At 61.6% G+C, this 15,499-nt stretch carries 18 protein-coding genes; 7 read left to right on the top strand and 11 right to left on the bottom strand.

Annotated elements, in window-relative coordinates:
• Positions 1 to 34 precede the first annotated feature (34 nt).
• Together ACQ4WZ_RS04275 and ACQ4WZ_RS04270 are read right to left on the bottom strand one after the other, a co-directional pair.
• Complete coding sequence (locus tag ACQ4WZ_RS04275) at positions 35 to 1,288, bottom strand: DEAD/DEAH box helicase (protein WP_101482005.1); 1,254 nt, start codon at positions 1,286 to 1,288, stop codon at positions 35 to 37.
• 182 nt (positions 1,289 to 1,470) lie between these two features.
• Positions 1,471 to 2,529, bottom strand: a complete 1,059-nt coding sequence (locus ACQ4WZ_RS04270) for an Lnb N-terminal periplasmic domain-containing protein (RefSeq protein ID WP_436572650.1) — start codon at positions 2,527 to 2,529, stop codon at positions 1,471 to 1,473.
• 125 nt (positions 2,530 to 2,654) lie between these two features.
• On the opposite strand from ACQ4WZ_RS04270, the gene ACQ4WZ_RS04265 reads away from it, so the two are divergent.
• The 5 genes from ACQ4WZ_RS04265 to motA all read left to right on the top strand — a co-directional run bounded on the left by ACQ4WZ_RS04265 (position 2,655) and on the right by motA (position 5,378).
• The gene (locus ACQ4WZ_RS04265) at positions 2,655 to 3,089 is read left to right on the top strand and encodes a hypothetical protein (protein ID WP_436572649.1); all 435 of its coding nucleotides are present in this window, start codon (positions 2,655 to 2,657) and stop codon (positions 3,087 to 3,089) included.
• A gap of 4 nt (positions 3,090 to 3,093) precedes the next feature.
• Positions 3,094 to 3,798, top strand: coding sequence for a hypothetical protein (locus ACQ4WZ_RS04260; RefSeq protein WP_101482008.1), 705 nt, complete (start codon positions 3,094 to 3,096; stop codon positions 3,796 to 3,798).
• A gap of 42 nt (positions 3,799 to 3,840) precedes the next feature.
• Positions 3,841 to 4,203 carry a glyoxalase superfamily protein gene (locus tag ACQ4WZ_RS04255; RefSeq protein ID WP_101482009.1) on the top strand — a complete coding sequence of 121 codons (363 nt, stop codon included), beginning with the start codon at positions 3,841 to 3,843 and terminating at the stop codon, positions 4,201 to 4,203.
• An 80-nt stretch (positions 4,204 to 4,283) separates the two neighbouring features.
• Positions 4,284 to 4,472, top strand: a complete 189-nt coding sequence (locus ACQ4WZ_RS04250) for a LysR substrate-binding domain-containing protein (protein WP_243857999.1) — start codon at positions 4,284 to 4,286, stop codon at positions 4,470 to 4,472.
• 42 nt (positions 4,473 to 4,514) lie between these two features.
• Positions 4,515 to 5,378 (top strand): flagellar motor stator protein MotA, encoded by an 864-nt coding sequence (gene motA, locus ACQ4WZ_RS04245; protein ID WP_101482011.1) that lies wholly within the window; start codon positions 4,515 to 4,517, stop codon positions 5,376 to 5,378.
• Positions 5,379 to 5,405: 27 nt separating this feature from the next.
• Here motA and ACQ4WZ_RS04240 read toward each other — a convergent pair whose 3' ends face one another.
• The 4 genes from ACQ4WZ_RS04240 to ACQ4WZ_RS04225 form a co-directional block, all read right to left on the bottom strand.
• Positions 5,406 to 5,804 carry a VOC family protein gene (locus ACQ4WZ_RS04240; RefSeq protein WP_133990241.1) on the bottom strand — a complete coding sequence of 133 codons (399 nt, stop codon included), beginning with the start codon at positions 5,802 to 5,804 and terminating at the stop codon, positions 5,406 to 5,408.
• Between the two features lie 279 nt (positions 5,805 to 6,083).
• Positions 6,084 to 6,527: a hypothetical protein gene (locus ACQ4WZ_RS04235; RefSeq protein WP_436572648.1), complete on the bottom strand. Its 444-nt coding sequence runs from the start codon at positions 6,525 to 6,527 to the stop codon at positions 6,084 to 6,086.
• Between the two features lie 646 nt (positions 6,528 to 7,173).
• Positions 7,174 to 8,991: a DUF4153 domain-containing protein gene (locus ACQ4WZ_RS04230; protein WP_436572647.1), complete on the bottom strand. Its 1,818-nt coding sequence runs from the start codon at positions 8,989 to 8,991 to the stop codon at positions 7,174 to 7,176.
• 88 nt (positions 8,992 to 9,079) lie between these two features.
• Positions 9,080 to 9,517 (bottom strand): hypothetical protein, encoded by a 438-nt coding sequence (locus ACQ4WZ_RS04225; protein WP_133990234.1) that lies wholly within the window; start codon positions 9,515 to 9,517, stop codon positions 9,080 to 9,082.
• An 80-nt stretch (positions 9,518 to 9,597) separates the two neighbouring features.
• Here ACQ4WZ_RS04225 and ACQ4WZ_RS04220 point away from each other — a divergent pair, with 80 nt between their 5' ends.
• Positions 9,598 to 9,981 carry a MerR family transcriptional regulator gene (locus ACQ4WZ_RS04220; RefSeq protein ID WP_436572646.1) on the top strand — a complete coding sequence of 128 codons (384 nt, stop codon included), beginning with the start codon at positions 9,598 to 9,600 and terminating at the stop codon, positions 9,979 to 9,981.
• A gap of 110 nt (positions 9,982 to 10,091) precedes the next feature.
• Here ACQ4WZ_RS04220 and ACQ4WZ_RS04215 read toward each other — a convergent pair whose 3' ends face one another.
• The 3 genes from ACQ4WZ_RS04215 to ACQ4WZ_RS04205 all read right to left on the bottom strand — a co-directional run bounded on the left by ACQ4WZ_RS04215 (position 10,092) and on the right by ACQ4WZ_RS04205 (position 12,648).
• Entirely contained in the window at positions 10,092 to 10,733 is a 642-nt protein-coding gene (locus ACQ4WZ_RS04215) for a choice-of-anchor C family PEP-CTERM protein (RefSeq protein WP_257561063.1), read from the bottom strand.
• Positions 10,734 to 10,873: 140 nt separating this feature from the next.
• A complete protein-coding gene (gene rraA / locus ACQ4WZ_RS04210; protein ID WP_101482021.1) occupies positions 10,874 to 11,368 on the bottom strand; it encodes a ribonuclease E activity regulator RraA in 495 nt (164 codons plus the stop codon).
• A gap of 32 nt (positions 11,369 to 11,400) precedes the next feature.
• Positions 11,401 to 12,648: an MFS transporter gene (locus ACQ4WZ_RS04205; protein ID WP_133990226.1), complete on the bottom strand. Its 1,248-nt coding sequence runs from the start codon at positions 12,646 to 12,648 to the stop codon at positions 11,401 to 11,403.
• A gap of 100 nt (positions 12,649 to 12,748) precedes the next feature.
• On the opposite strand from ACQ4WZ_RS04205, the gene ACQ4WZ_RS04200 reads away from it, so the two are divergent.
• Positions 12,749 to 13,549, top strand: coding sequence for an AraC family transcriptional regulator (locus ACQ4WZ_RS04200; RefSeq protein ID WP_436572645.1), 801 nt, complete (start codon positions 12,749 to 12,751; stop codon positions 13,547 to 13,549).
• Here the strand turns inward: ACQ4WZ_RS04200 and fliD are convergent.
• A complete protein-coding gene (gene fliD, locus ACQ4WZ_RS04195; protein WP_133990224.1) occupies positions 13,546 to 14,931 on the bottom strand; it encodes a flagellar filament capping protein FliD in 1,386 nt (461 codons plus the stop codon). The two genes, ACQ4WZ_RS04200 and fliD, sit on opposite strands and share 4 nt — an antisense overlap.
• A 231-nt stretch (positions 14,932 to 15,162) precedes the next feature.
• Positions 15,163 to 15,483: a PilZ domain-containing protein gene (locus ACQ4WZ_RS04190; protein ID WP_257561064.1), complete on the bottom strand. Its 321-nt coding sequence runs from the start codon at positions 15,481 to 15,483 to the stop codon at positions 15,163 to 15,165.
• Between the last annotated feature and the right edge of the window lie 16 nt (positions 15,484 to 15,499).

The raw sequence follows: 15,499 nt of genomic DNA, 5'->3' as shown, positions 1-15,499 counted from the left end.
GGCTGTTCAAGCGGCCAGCGCACATAAGGCGGATTTAATTGCCTCCGGACGCCTTGGCAGCCGCCTCGCGCAATTTATCTTTTTTACTCTTGCGCGCGCCCTTCACGCCACCATTGACCGTATCCGTCACGGCACTCACGGGCGTGGGCAGTTCCGTCGGCTCGAAACCGGCCACCACTTCGCGCACGATGCGCAAGTCGTTGCGGTTTTCGATCAGGCGGAAATGCGCTTCCGTATCGGCCGTCACAAAACTGATGGCCGTGCCGCTTTCGCCGGCGCGGCCAGTGCGCCCGATGCGGTGCGTGTAGTCGACGGCCGAGCGGGGCAAGTCGTAATTGACGACGGCAGGCAAGCCGGCGATGTCGATGCCGCGCGCGGCCACATCGGTGGCCACCAGCACCTGCAAGCGCCCCGCCTTGAAGTCGGCCAGCAGCTGGCTGCGCGTGCCCTGGCTGAATTCGCCATGGAAGGCGCCCACGTGCAGGCCCGCGCGCTGCAGCTTGTCGGCCACGTGTTCAGCCGCGTACTTGGTGGCGACGAACACCAGCACCCTATCCCACTGCTGCTGCAGGATCAGGTAGCGCAGCAGCTGCGTGCGGCGCGGCACGTCGACCGTGATGGCCCGCTGCACGATATCGGGCTTGTCCTGCGGTTCGGACGCCACCTCGATGCGCACGGGGTCCGTCAGCAGGCTGTCGGCCAGCGCCTGCACGCTGTCAGGGAAGGTGGCGGAGAAAAACAGGTTTTGCCGCTGCTTGGGCAGCAGAGCCAGGATGGCGTTGATTTCCTCGCTAAAACCCATGTCGAGCAGGCGGTCAGCCTCGTCCAGCACGCACAGCGACACGCCGCCCAGTTTCACGGCATTTTGCCGCACCAGGTCCAGCAGGCGGCCCGGCGTGGCGACGACGATATCGGCGCCGCCGCGCAAGTCCATCATCTGCGGATTGATCGACACGCCGCCGAACAGCACGGAAATCTTCAATTTGACGGGCAGCGGCTTGGCCAGCGCGTGCACCGTCTGTCCCACCTGCGCCGCCAGCTCGCGCGTGGGCACGAGGATCAGCGCGCGCACCTGGCGCGGGCCGGAAACGGGCGCCATCAGCGCCTGCAGCAGCGGCAGCGCGTAGGCGGCCGTCTTGCCGGAACCCGTCTGCGCCGCGCCCAGCACGTCGCTGCCGCGCAGGATGGCGGGAATGGCGGCCGCCTGGATGGCCGTCGGCGCGGCATAGCCGGCCTTGTCAACGGCACGGACCAGGGAGGGAATCAGACCCAGTGAGGAAAATGGCATAGCGGGCCTTCTTGTATATTCGTAAAGTGAGACCGGCCGCAATGTGCGGCCGGTCGGATATGGTGACAGTATAAAGCAAGGGTACGATTAACCGGACAAAATGCTCAGGGCCAGGCGCCATGCCGCAGACAGTGCGCTAGTACGGCAAGGCAATGGCAACAACGCTCTGGGGATTTTGTCGGCTATTGCTTGGGCACTTGCAGCTTGGGGTAGCCATTGTCATCGTAACCCGGCATGCCGCGGCGGATGGCGTGCGAAAAGTCCGCATCGTCGTTGGCGGCCCGCGCGCGCGCCGTGATGTGGCCCCCTGTACGCAGCTGCTGGAAGCTCTGGCCAGGCACCAGGCCCTTGACGTCGAACAGATAGCGGTCCAGGTAGCCCGAGGCCAGCAGGCGGTAGTCGAACGGCAGGCCCGGCACGATGCGGCGCACCATCTCGAAGACGATGGTGGTGCAGTTGGCCGTCAGCGTGTTGTAGAACTGCGGCTTGGCCTTCAGCGCTTGCGCTTCGTCCAGGTAGGCGAGGAACAGCGAGCGCATGGCCGCTTTCGGCATCATCACGCGGTACAGATGCATGTCCTCGTGCCGCGCATTCGTGCGCACGCGCAGGATGTCGCGCTCGTCGGCGGCAATCAGGCTCATCTCGAAATGCTTGAAAAAGCCGCCGATGGCGGAAAAGCTCTCGCCCTTTTCCTTGCGGATCTCGATGGAAAACGTCAAAAATCGCCCGTCGGCAAAGCCGAACGAGATCAGGGTATGCGCAATGTAGGGCCCCGTCCAGTACGACAGCGCCGTGTCCACCGTGCGCAGCTCGTCGAGGTCGTAGCTGCGCTGCTCCCACTTGACCGTGTAGTCGTCATCGCTGCGCCAGTCGAAATTGCGCACATTGTCCAGCGTGACGCGATTGCCCGTCACGGTGCCCGCGACATTGCGCGCCACGTCATCGGCCCACACGCGCTGCTGCTTTGGCGTGATCAGGCTCCACCACAGGAGCAGCAGGATAAAACCACCCGCATACGGCAGCAGCACGCGCGCATCGCCGCGCGTCCACCACAGCACCACGCTGGCCACGCCCAGCGCGCCCCACAGCAGCGCGCCGATGGCTTGTGCCGCCGTGCCGCCAGAGAGCTGGTACCACAGCGCCAGCGCACCCCACAGAGCAGTCAACAGGAGAATCAGGGAAACGGCCATTTTGCCGATGCTGCCCAGCACGGAGCGGGCACGAAGTGATAAGAAAGTCATGCCTCAATTATAGGGGCAAGTGAAGATGCGCAAGTAGTTCGGGCGTGTCCAGCGTATCTTGGAACAGACACGCAATATTATTTCGATGGCATAATGATTTCTTTTGCAATTAATTCTGCCTTCGCATGCAACTCCATGGTTTTTCCATCGTCAAAGGTTTAACTAAGATCTTGCTTGAAGGGCAAGAACTTGACCTGCACAACGATTACGAATTCAGGCATCTCGACTACTGCATCGCTACGCGGCGGCTGCAGCTGCATTGGGTACGCCATGCCGGCCACTGGGTCAGGCCATCCATGCCCCCGGCGCTGACACTGGTTTGCGCAGGCGTGCATATGCTGAAAATCCGGGAATCCGGCGACGATGAGCATGCCAACGGGGAAAAATGCCTTTCCTCGATCGGCTTCCTGTGGAATGCCATGCGCGATGACATGGATGGCGTCGCGTCGCATGCAGCGAGCGAAGGATGCACGGATCTCTCGTGCATTTTCATGAGTGGCTTGAGCATCAAGATTGCCGCCGTCGAAGCGCGCATCACAACCACGACAACATTCAGGTGACACCTTGCAGCATCAAGCGCTCTACGCCCTCGCCGGCAGTCTCAATTCCCTCTTCATCGTCGTCAGCCTGCTTGGTCTGTGGTCGCAGCTGCAAAAGATCTGGCGGCGCAAGCACGATGCCGGCATCGGCGCGGGCAAGACGACGGACATCCTTTCCATCAACCAGTTCACCGTCAGCTTCCTCGCGTACTGCGCGTTCTTTGTGTACGGCTATTCGATCACGCCGTTCAACCACTACATCGTCTGGCCCCGTTTGATCGCCTCCCTGATCGCGCTGGCCATCCTGTATGAAATCGCCCGCGACCGCCGTAGCCTGGCCTCGCGCAATGCGCTGCTGGCCTGCATGCTGCTGCTGTGCGCGGGGGTGGCGGGGCTGGCCTTCGGCCCCACCTTCAGCGATGAAAAGCGCGTGATCTCGCAAAGCCTGATCGTCGCCGTCACGGTGCTGCTGGCGCAGGGCTATGCGCATCAGATCCGCCTGATCTGGCGCTCGGGCAAGACGGGCGCCGTGTCGCTGAAAATGAGCCAGTTCATCCTGGCGATGGATATCAGTACCATCTTCTTTGCCTGCGTCATGGGGCTGAAAACAGGCTGGCCATTGCTGCTGCTCGCCTGCGTCAGCGCCACGACCAAACTGATCATCATGTGGCTGTTCCGCTGGGAAAAGACCAGTCCCGCCGCACAGGTGAAACGGCAGGCGCCGGCCTGAGGCTAGAATGGTGGCCTTGCCACCTTTGTTGAAAGAGCCGCCATGCAGCTGTCCCCCGCCATCCCCATCCTGCGCAGCTTTTCCGAAGCCAAGGCGCGCGAGTTTTACCTCGATTTTCTCGGTTTTACCCTGGACTGGGAACATCGCTTCGAGCCCACGGCACCGCTGTACCTGCAGGTGACGCGGGGCGAACTGGTGCTGCACCTGAGTGAGCACTACGGCGACGCCACGCCCGGTGCGGCGCTGCTGATCCCCGTCGATGACATCGCCGCCCTGCACGCGGAGCTGCAGGCAAAGGATTACCCGTATGCGCGGCCCGGCATCCGCGACGAGGACTGGGGCCGCATCCTGGAAGTGGCGGACCCGTTCGGCAACAAACTGCGCTTCTGGCAAACAACGCAATAACGCTCGCTCCCCGTTCAGCGCGCGCATCTCCGCGTACAGGTTCGCCAGCATACCTGCAGGCGCAGGGCACGCCCGACGAATTGCCACGCCACCGTTGCATCGACAGCGGCCGCCTGCGCGTGGTGCTGGCCGACTATGCGCTGGCGCCGGCCGACCTGTACGCCTGCTACCCGAGCCGCCACCAGTTGCCCGCCAAAGTGCGCGCTTTTATCAATTTTCTCGGCCAGCAGTTGCAGCCGGAAGCGGCCACGGCAGCCGAATCAGGTTAAACTACAATATTGCGATATGGCAATATTTTGAAGGAGTAAGTTTTGCTAGTCATACTCGGATTTCTCGTCGTGCTGTTTTCCGTCTTCGGCGGCTTCGCCTTGCAGGGCGGCCACCTGGCGGCCCTGTTCCAGCCGCTGGAGCTGCTGATGATCGGCGGCGCCGCGCTGGGCACCTTCTTTGTCGGCAACGATGCCAAGGCCATCCGCGCCACGTTCGCCGCCCTGCCCACCCTGTTCCACGGCTCGCAGTACACGAAGGCGCGCTACATGGAACTGATGGGGCTGATGTATGAAATCCTCAGCAAGATCCGCAAGGAAGGCTTGATGTCCGTCGAGGACGATATCGACGATCCGTACCGCAGTCCCATCTTCGTGAAATACCCGTACACCCTCGGTGACGAGCACATCCTGGAATTCATCACCGATTACCTGCGCCTGATGGTGTCGGGCAATATGGATGCCTACCAGATCGAAAACCTGATGGATAACGAGATCGAGACGCACCACGAAGATGCGGAAATGCCGATCCAGACGATTTCGCAGCTGGCCGACGCCATGCCCGCCTTCGGCATCGTGGCCGCCGTGATGGGCGTGGTGCATACCATGGCATCCGTCGGCTTGCCGCCGGCCGAGCTGGGCGTGCTGATCGCGCAGGCGCTGGTGGGCACCTTCATCGGCATCTTGCTGGCCTATGGCTTCATCGCCCCGCTGGCCAGCTTGCTGCGCCGCAAGCACCATGAAACGGCGAAGATGTACCAGTGCGTGAAAGTGACCTTATTGGCCAGCCTGAACGGCTATGCGCCGGCGCTGGCCGTGGAATTCGGTCGCAAGGTGATTTCCGCCACGGAACGCCCTTCGTTCAGCGAACTGGAAAACCACGTGCGCCAGGTGCGCACGAAGAACTGATCCGGCCTGTTTCGCTTGCTCCGCGCCTCAGGCTTCCGGTGCCGTCCAGACCAGGTTCCACAGGTGGCCATCGATATCCTCGAAACCCTGGTCATACATGAAGCCATGGTCCTCGGGCGGATGCGGTATGCGGCCACCTGCGGCAACCGCCTTGGCGATCAGGCTGTCCACCTCTTCCCGGCTTTCGCAACTGAGGCAAATGACGAATTCATTGGCTTCCTTTGCATTCACGACTGGTTTGTCGATCAGGGACTGGAAGAACGGTTCGGTCGTCAGCATGGCCTCGATGGCGCCGTCGACGATGGTCATGAACGCCGCGTTCTCTCCGCTAAAGCGGGAATTGAAGGAAAAGCCGAGCGCGCAAAAGAAGGCCCTGGATTTGCCCAGGTCCTTCACGGGCAGGTTGAGGATGATCTGTTTCTTCATGGCGTTTCCTTGCTGAAGGTGAACTGGGCAATCGGTGCCTCGTCCCTGCGACGGGTGACGGCACACAAGATCGACACGCTTGCAAACAAATATTTTCCTCCAGGATGGAAGAAAATGAAAGCGTAAAAAGTGAGGGGCAAGACGGCATGATCGATGGCATGCAAGTCAAGCCGGCATGCTTTCCAGCGATGTCTCATTGCCATACCCACCGCTGGCCGACTACGGCCCGTCGAGACGTTCAATCTTCTGACGGAGGTTGCCAGATGAAAGCGCGCGCCGCTATCTGTTCGTGGCCATTGACCGCGCCACGCGCTGGGTACTCGGAAGCAGAAGCCTTGCCTCCCTCATTGGTGCACCAAACCGTAACACGGCGCCTGACGTTGACAACACCAAAACCAAGCTACCCTTGATTATTATTTGATCGAATGGATTGGATTGATCCGAAACAAACGTCCAAACAGGGTCATGATTTTGCAGCGATTCCAAAACGACTACGCCGATTGAGCCGTGTTCCGCAGCCTCTCCGCACTTGACTATGTACTGTCCGCCATACAGCTCTTCTTGCGCCAGAATCGCGACATTGAGCCAACTGCCAAGCTCCTGTTTTTCATGTACTCTGGCCATCCAGGTTTCGTGCACGTCGTAGATATCACCGTTGCTGCACACGAGGCCATTGTAGCCTCGCACCTCCTGGTTCTTCCACTTTGCTGCCATCACTGTCATTGATTCCATATTTAGAAAGGGGCGACCGCATGCCCTGAATTAAACAATTTATACTCCATCGAACGGCTGCTCTTGCACTAGTTAGCCTCGCTGAAAGTAGCCCGGGCAAATTCGACGCAAAATCGACTTGAGTTCAGAATCATTGATGATGATGGTGTTCTTGCCCGTAAAGGCGTGCAAGAACCGGCGCGTGCCTGTTCAACGTCCGCTCCTGGCCGGATTCGGCCAGACGCAACTAGCCCTTTCTTCTGGTCTTTTCGTGTTGCAAAATCGACCTGCATTCGTCCTCGGTTGGCACGCTTTTCTCAGTCAGTATGGTATGCCAGCCACCGCAATCAGGGTCAGGGCAACCACACACCGTTGTTCGCACCGGGTGCTGGCTTAATCCATCGCGCTTCTGAATAGCATTCGTTCGTTCCTGACTCTTGATAAGGTGGACTAGCGCGCCTCGACTCAAAAATTTCCCTGCCATGATTTTCCTCCAGATGCATTGGACCGCACAAGACGTTAACGTTTTCAATGTCTGCTACTGGCCGATAGCGTACGGTCGGAATGGCTCGGCGCACGAAACTGCAGCCTTAATGGCAGGCAAGATGTTTTCTTCGGCGCGCCTAGTCTTCTCTCTGCCATTTCCTCTTCCTGCCATTCAAGGACCCGGCGCCGTCTCATCCGGGCAGCTGACCTCGTCCTCTGGCGTATATAAAGTCATCGGCACGCGCTGGCCGTCGACTTCCAGCTCGCGCACCTTCGGCGGCACCAGCTGGAATTGGCCCGCCTGCAGTTTCTCGCGCAAGGGCTTGCAGCGCAGGGCATCTACGGGGATTTGCCCGCGCGCAGTCCAGCTGCCATCGGCCTTTTCCGCCAGCAAGACCGACGAGGCGCGCGGGTCATTACTGATCAGCAACACATCCTGCTTGCCATCGCCATCGAAATCGAGCAGATACGCATCGCACTGCGGCCCTGCCCGCTTCAAACAGGCGGGCAAACGCCAGGCCGGACTCACTTGCGTCCAATCCTGGCGCAGGAAACTCTCCGGCAGCTTCGCCGTGGCCGGGCGCAGGGTCAGGTTGATCGACACGTCGCTCAGCGCACCCGTCTCGTCCAGGCGGTTCTGGCGCTTGAGCATGGCCTCGGCGCGGGCCCGCACTACTGCTGCGTCAGCGCCCGTCGTGCGTTTCGTCAATTCCTGCAGGGCCGCCTGGCCATAGCGGGCGCCCTGGAAGCGCAGGTATTCGAAATCGAACTTGTCCACGCCAACCTTGCCGCTGTCCAGGCGCGCCATCTGGCTGGCCACGGAAATGCGCGCCGGGTCCGCCAGCGGCGAGAACAGCGCGAACAGCACCAGCAGGGTGACAAAGGCGGTGGCCACGTTGACGTTGGCGATCAGGTGCAGCCAGTCGCCATACTTGCTGGCCGCCCACGCATAGCCGGCGGCGTAGCAGGTGGCGACCAGCAGGCAGGCGGCAGCGATGAGGCGGTCGGCCGTCCAGCCATGCGACATCACGCGCAAGGTCAGCGCATAGATGGCGATGCCCACCACCCATGGCAGCAACAGGCAGGCCAGGCGCGTGCCCAGGCGGATGCCGCGCGCCACGCCATGGCCCACTTCGCCATTCTGGAAGGCGGCATTGATCAGTACCACCAGCACGCCGGCCATGCCCAGCAGCACGGACGCCGCATGGCGCGTGGCCCACAGGCGCTCGAAACCGATGAAGGGCAGGGTCAGCAGGAAGCCGGAGACCAGCACGGCGGCGATCGGCATCAGCCACGACAGCAGCACCAGAAGCAAGGTGCGGATGCCGCGCACGATGGACGGGCGCACGTCGGTGATGTGGATGGCAAACGAAAACGCGAAGCAGATGACGGGAATCACGAACCAGGCCTGGCCCAGCAGCTTTTTCAGGAAACTGAGCTTGATCAGCAGGAACAATTGTCCGCCCAGCCACAGCACCAGCCACAGGCCCAGCACGAACAGCAGGGAAAACAGCAACTGGATGCCCAGCTTCCAGGCGATTTCAAAATAGGTGGGATAGCGGGCGATGCGCCGGCCATCCTGGGCGCTGGCCAGCACCAGGGCGTGGGCGATATACAAGCCCACCACGCAAAAACCGAACAGCTGGGCGGAAATCACGCGCAGCGGCGCGCCCGGCTTGTAATTGCCCCAGATCACATGCTCGGCGCCGCGCGCCACGTCATGCCAGGCCAGTACACCCAGCACGACGGCCGCACCGGCCATCCACAGGGCGATGCGCCGGAGCGACATATGGCCCAGGCTGGAGACCAGCAGGATGGGCAGCAGCAAGCTGATCAGCATCAACGGGCCAAGCAGGTAAGCTTCCGTGGCGGGCCACACCTTGTCTTGCGCCGTGCTGTACAGCCAATACAGCAGCAAGCCTTGCAGCAGGCCCGTCACCAGGCGCGTCACCGCGATGCGCGGCGCCACCACCGGATCGAGCAACGCCATGTTTTTTCCTGCGGCATCCTGCTGCATAGTCATTCCCTTAAAGTCGTTTATTGCTGTAAAGCACGGCCATTATTGCATTTCGTTATCGTCATCTCAACAGCGATTCGCGCGGCTGCCCTGCCGGCGCGCCTTCGTCGGAGCGCAGCGGCAGGCTTTGTGCCAGGCCCCAGGCCAGTTCCGGCACGAGAAACAGCCACAGCAGGGGCTGGCCCGTCACCAGCAGCGCCCACGCCATCCAGGTGGAAAACAGGTAGCGGGCCGCCGCATCATAGCGACCGAAGCGCGGCTGCGGATCGAGCATGCGCAGCACGGACCAGACCATCACCACGCTGCCCAGCAAGCTGCTGATGAGCAGATGAAACGGTCCGAAGTCGGGCAGCGGCACGCCGCCCAGGCCCACATTGAGGGCGCTCAAGTGCTCGCGCATGAGCAAGAACGTCCACGGCGTGGTAAACGGGGCAATCATGAACACATCATAAATGGCGCTGGCGCGCACCACGCGGCGGAAAGCAGAAACGGACAACATGGCAACTCCTGTCTATGGAAAGCGTCCATGATCTAGGTTGGAGTACACTCCATGGTCAAGCATTTTATGAAAGAAAATCCATGCAAATCGGCGAGATGGCGCAGGCGACGGGCTTGAGCCGCGATACCCTGCGCTTCTATGAAAAACGGGGCTTGCTGCGCGCGCGGCGCGGCGCGAACGGCTACCGCGACTACCCGCCCGAGGCAGCCGACTGGCTGCGCTACCTGCGCACGGCGCAGCAGCTGGGTTTTACGCTGGCGGAAATCGAGGCCGACATGCCGCTGCTGGCCAGCGCCGGCGACCCCGCCACGGCGGAATTGCTGCGCGCGGCGCTGGCACGCAAGCTGGGTGACATCGATGCACGCATCGCGGGGCTAACACAATTGCGCGGTGAACTGGTGCGGCGGCTGGAACCGCAGGCGGCGGCCTGCCCAATGCGCGGGGATGCCGACGCGGCGCGCTAACTTACCGCCGTGGCTGCTGTTGCCGGGCGCGGGCGGCGCGCAAGCCTCCCTGAAAAACAAAAACCGCCTGTGCTGAGCAGCAGGCGGTTTGATCTCGGACAAAACCAGGCTTACTTGGCGGCCTTGCGGCGGCGCAGGAAACCCATCAGGCCCAGGCCAGCCAGCAGCATGGCGTAGGTTTCCGGTTCCGGCACGGCGGCCATCACGGACACGTTGTCGATCACGGCGCCCGAGAAATTGTCGAATGGCGTGCCGGCCTTGGCAGCGCTGGCAAACGACAGGGTCGCCAGGCCAGAGCTGGCAGCCGTGAAACTCAGGGTATTGCTGTACAAGGTGTTCGAAGCGTCGGCCGTCGAGTAGAAATCGCCTGCCACGCCGCCGAAATTGACGCTCACGCCCTGGCCTGCCGGGCCGCCGGAATTGCGCGCCATATCGAAGCTCAGGTTATACGTTTGGCCGGCAACGACGCTGAAATTTTGCGACAGGAAACCCGGACCTGGCGTACCCAGCAAATCAATGCTGTAGCCATTGATGGCATTGTAGGCATTGCGGATCAGGTCCACGGAACTGGCGCCCACGGTCCAGCCAGTGATGGCCGACGAACCGCTGCCGACAACTTTGAAACCGCTGTCGATGGTGTAGCCGGAAGCGACCGTTTCAAAATCGCCATTCGTGATCAGGTTGACGGGGCTGGCGCTGGCGGTGCCTGCAGCAAACAGAGCGACAATTGCTGCGATGGTGGCGATTTTCATGAGCTGATTTCCTTGCCTTGTTGATATTAAAGTTACCTTAAGTGAAATCATATCTCAGCCATGATGAAAATCAAAGAACTTTGCAAAAATATATTTAATGTAGACAATTTGCAACGTCATGAGGTGCATTGGCTGTGCCTTTAATCAAGCTCCTGCCGCGCCACCAGGACGCCGTCCGCATCGGCGTAGATCCAGTCGCCCGGATGCACGGTCACGCCACTGAGCTGCACGCGCACGTTGCGCTGGCCCGTGCCCGCCTTGTTGCTCTTGCGCGGATGCGTGGCTAGGGCGCGCACGCCGATCTGGCAGACATTGATTTCCTCGCTGTCGCGGATGCAGCCGTCGACGACGATGCCGGCCCAGCCGTTGCTTTCAGCCAGCACGCCCAGCTGGCCGCCCACCAGCGCGCGGCGCAGACTGCCGCCCCCATCGATCACCAGCACATGACCCTGGCCCGGCGTTTCCAGGGTGCTGCGCACCAGGGCATTGTCCTCGAACACTTGCAGGGTGGTGGCGGGGCCGCTGAAGCGCACGTGCTGGCCAAAGGCGCGGTACACGGGCGGCAGCACGGCCAGGGTGCCATCGTCCAGCATGGCTGCATAGTCGTCGCACAAATCGGTGGTGGCAAAGGTCATGGCAACTCCTTTAGTGACAGATAGCAACGATTCTATGCCTTTTGCAGCGCCGCAGCGCGCGTTTTACCGCCCACGCCGACGGCCGTGGCAATGGCTAGCGCCTGGAACACGCCTATGAAGACGAACAGCAGGGCCGGATGGTCGCCATCCATCAGCGCACCAAAGAACAGGGGCCCCACGGCCAGGCCGCTGTCGAGACCCGAATACACGACGCCATACACGCGCCCCGTGGCATTCTTGGGCGCCGCCGCGCGTATCATCAGGTCGCGCGACGGCCCCGCCACGCCGGATGTCAGGCCGATGGCGCCCATCAGCACTACCGCGCCCCAGGCCGGCACGACGGCCATGGACAGCAGCACGGCCAGCAGCGCGGCGGCAGAAAAGGCGATCGCCACGTTGCGGTCCGGCTGCTTGCTGCGCGCGCCCACCACGCCGCCAGCCAGCATGCCCACGGCCGAGGCCAGCATATAGGCCGTGTAGGCGCTGGTGGCCAGCGCCAGGCTCATGCCGTACAGCTTGACCAGTGCCACGCTGGCAAAGCTCTGGATGCCGCCCAGGGCGATGGCGGTAATAAAGAAGAAGGCAAAACACATCCACACGGCCGGCAGGCGCAGGAAATCCAGCGTGCCTTCGCTGGCAGCCTGGCCCGGCGCCGCCTGCTTGACAGGCTCGGGACGAATTGCGTGGCGGTTCAAGAACAGGATCAGCAGCACGCCAAACGGCAGCACGGCCGCGCATTGCAGCGCCACTCGCCAGTCATACTGGGTGGCGACATACGTCATGAACAGGGGCGCCAGCGCCCAGCCGATATTGCCGCTGATGCCATGCACGGAAAAACCGTAAGCCACGCGGGCCGCCGAGACGCGCTGGTTGAGTATGGTGTAGTCGGCCGGATGGAACACGCTGTTGCCCATGCCGGCCAGCATGGCACCCAGCATCAGCGCCGCATAGCTGTGGGCCGTGGACAGCGCCAGCGCCGACACGCCCAGCAGGAAAATGCCGGAAAACAGCACGGCGCGGGCGCCGAAGCGGTCGACGACAAAGCCGGCCAGCGCCTGCCCCACGCCCGAAATGATGAAGAACACCGTCATCAGCAGGCCCAGTTCCGCATACGACAGGTTGAACGCAGGTTTCAGCCAGACGAACAGGGCCGCGAGGATCAGATGGTAGAAGTGCGACACGCCATGCGCCAGACCCACCAGGCCAATGACGCGCGCGTCGCTGCGCAAAGTTGGCGCTGACTGCGGTGGCAAGTCTGTTGCCGAGTTAGTTGTTATCATGTCATACCCTGTCTTATACTGGTGAAGCTCAAGTGTATGCAAAATATCATCGTCTGTTTTCCGACGGAATGACATAATTTATCGAATTAAGGCCAAGCTGATGGGTGTACCTATCCTCCACCATACCCGCATGTGTCCGCCACGGGAAGCGCCCAGCGCGACTATCCCCGTGACGATGATCGCGCGCGACCTGCAATCCGATGAATTCTTGTTACCGCACAGCCATCCTTGGGGCCAGGTGACGATGGTGCTTGAAGGCGTGCTGCGCATCACCGCCAACAACAGCAGCTGGGTGCTGCCGCCCATGCGCGCCATCTGGATCGCGCCCAACGTGGAACATGCCGTCACGATACTGGAAAAAACCCGCTTGCGCCCCCTGTGCGTCCATGCCGCGCGCGCGCCGTTCGCGGGCCGCGACTGCAAGGTACTGGAGGTATCGAACCTGCTGCGCCAGCTGATCATGGCGCTGGAACAGCTGGACCCGGGCCAGGAACCGGCGCGCGAGGCATTGCTGGCCGAACTGATACTCGATGAATTGAAACGCTCGGCCACGCGGCCCATCCGCGTCCCCTTGCCTGGCGACAAGCGCCTGAAAACGCTGTGCGACAGCCTGATCGAAAAACCGGGCTCGAATCAGACCCTGGAACACTGGGCGCAGCAGGTCGGCGCCTCGGAGCGTACCCTGGCGCGGCTGTTCGAACGGGAGTTGGGCATGAGTTTTGGCCAGTGGCGCCAGCAGGTGCGCCTGGCGCATGCGGCGCCCCTGATCGCGCGCGGCGTGCCACTGTCGCAAGTGGCCGAAGAACTGGGCTACGCCAGTCAGTCGGCTTTTTCCGCCATGTTCAAGAAGACCTTCGGCAGTTCGCCATCGGCCTTCTTTGCGCAGGGCGGACGTCCTTAGGCCATGAAGTCGAACAAGGAGTTCTTGCCCGTATAACCGGGAAGGGCCGAGTTCGTTCCCATCTGTTCCTGGGCGGAATAGGCCTTCACCAGCGCCTGCGCCTGGGCCGTCAGCGCCTTGGCCAGCACGGCTTTCTTGTTGGTGAGGGTGGTGATGTCCTTGCCCACCGATTGCACTTCCTTGCGGATGATGCTCGTTTCGCCCGTCAGTTCACCGATCTTGCTGGAAAACTGGTCCGCCACACCCTTGCCATTATTCGTAAACAGCTTGCTCACGGCGTCAGGATCGGCGGCGATGGCGGCCTTCAGTTTTTTATCGTCGAGCACCAGCTCGCCGCTCTTGCCCAGGGTCACGCCAGCGCTGCCCAGTATGGAAGCGGGCACGCCCGTGCTCGCCGTGCGCAGCACTTGCTCCATCTGCGAACGCACCTGGCCCAGGGCTGTGTCAGACTTCAAATCGCCCTGCTGCAGGCTTTGCAGCTTGCTGTTGAGTTCGTTGTAGGCAGTCACGAAGCTGGCCACGTTGCTGGCGATCTGGCTGCTATCCTTGGCGATGACGAGGTCGGTCGTGCCCTTTTTCTTCAATTCGATGGTGGCGCCCTCGACGGCCGTGGTCAAGGTATTCGTGGCGCTCTTGATGTCCTTGCCGTCGACGGTGAGCAGCGCGTCCTGCGCCGCGGCCGTCTGCTGCAAGCCCTTGCTGGACCCTGGAGCGTAGGCCAGCAGGTTGCTGACGGCCGCGTCGCCCGACACGCTGATGCGCATGCTGCTGTCGGCGCCGCTCTTGCCGTTCAGGGCCAGCGAATAGCCATCGGCACCCTTCACCACGCTGGCGTCGATGCCCTGCTGCTTCAGCGCGGCGGCGATGCCGTCGAGGCTATTGTTGCTGCTGTCGATGGTCAACGAAATGATCTTGCCGCTGCCGGGGGTAAATTGCTTGCCGTCGGTCGCGCCCACTTCGATCTTCACCAGAGCCGGCGCGCCTGTGCCGATCGCCGCGCTCGATGATTTCTGCGCTCCGCTGAGCAGGGTCTGCCCCTGCGCCAACTGCTTGACGTTCAATTCATGGCTGCCGCTGACAGCCTTGTCGGTGGTGGTGGCGCTCAGCACATCCTTGGTGCTGGACGTGGCCGCTGTGGCCAAACCGCTGCCGGCCATGTTCTTGGCCACGGTCTGGAATTTCGCCAGCGCCGATTGCAACTGGCCCAGGCCAGAGAACTTGGCCTGGTCGCGCGCCAGGCTGGCATTGAGCTTGACGACGCCCGTGTTCTGCGACTGCATCTGGCGCTCCACCTTCGCATACACATCGGCCGAGATATTGCCCTGCGTCGTCTGCTGCGTGTTGTTGGTGTAAGCCCTGCTATTGATGGTCGAATTAAACATGGTCGGCGTTCCCGTCAGGTGTTAGGTCATGGCACACGGTTCAGGTCTTGACCGCGCGCTGGGCTGGAAACGGACATCAAGCGCGCGTGACGCGGCAAGGTCCCTCTTCTGGTTGATAATTATGCAGTATTACCGGAATATCAAAACAGCGAACAGAACAAGTTTTTCCTGACTGCAAACCCTTATGCACCATTTTAGCGCAATTACCTGGCGCCCATCTCCGGGCATGCCTCAGCGCATGAATTTCGAGATGGCACTGCTGACAGCCATGTCCAGCTGCAGGAAAGTGAGTCCCACCTTGAAACCCGCACTGCTGAAAATGCAGTGCGAGACGGACACGCGCGCCTCGATAATGTGTACAGAGCCATCGTAAAACAACTCGAACAGCACCTTGCCCTGTTTGCCTGTCGGCACCGGTTCCGCGATGACGGCCGACATGCCGCCCGGCCCCACATCGAGGGTGCGTGCCGCCACAGGGCCCGCACCATCCATTACCAACATTGCCTTGGCACGCAATATCTTGCGTGCGCCCTGCCTTTGCTCAACTGACACTGTATTCCGCTTCTCT

Origin of the sequence: Janthinobacterium darwini, from assembly GCF_051380905.1 — a bacterium.
In the GTDB taxonomy this organism is placed as follows: Bacteria; Pseudomonadota; Gammaproteobacteria; order Burkholderiales; family Burkholderiaceae_D; genus Janthinobacterium.
The sequence above is the reverse complement of the archived record's forward strand: the minus strand, read 5'-3'. Positions and strand labels throughout refer to the sequence as shown.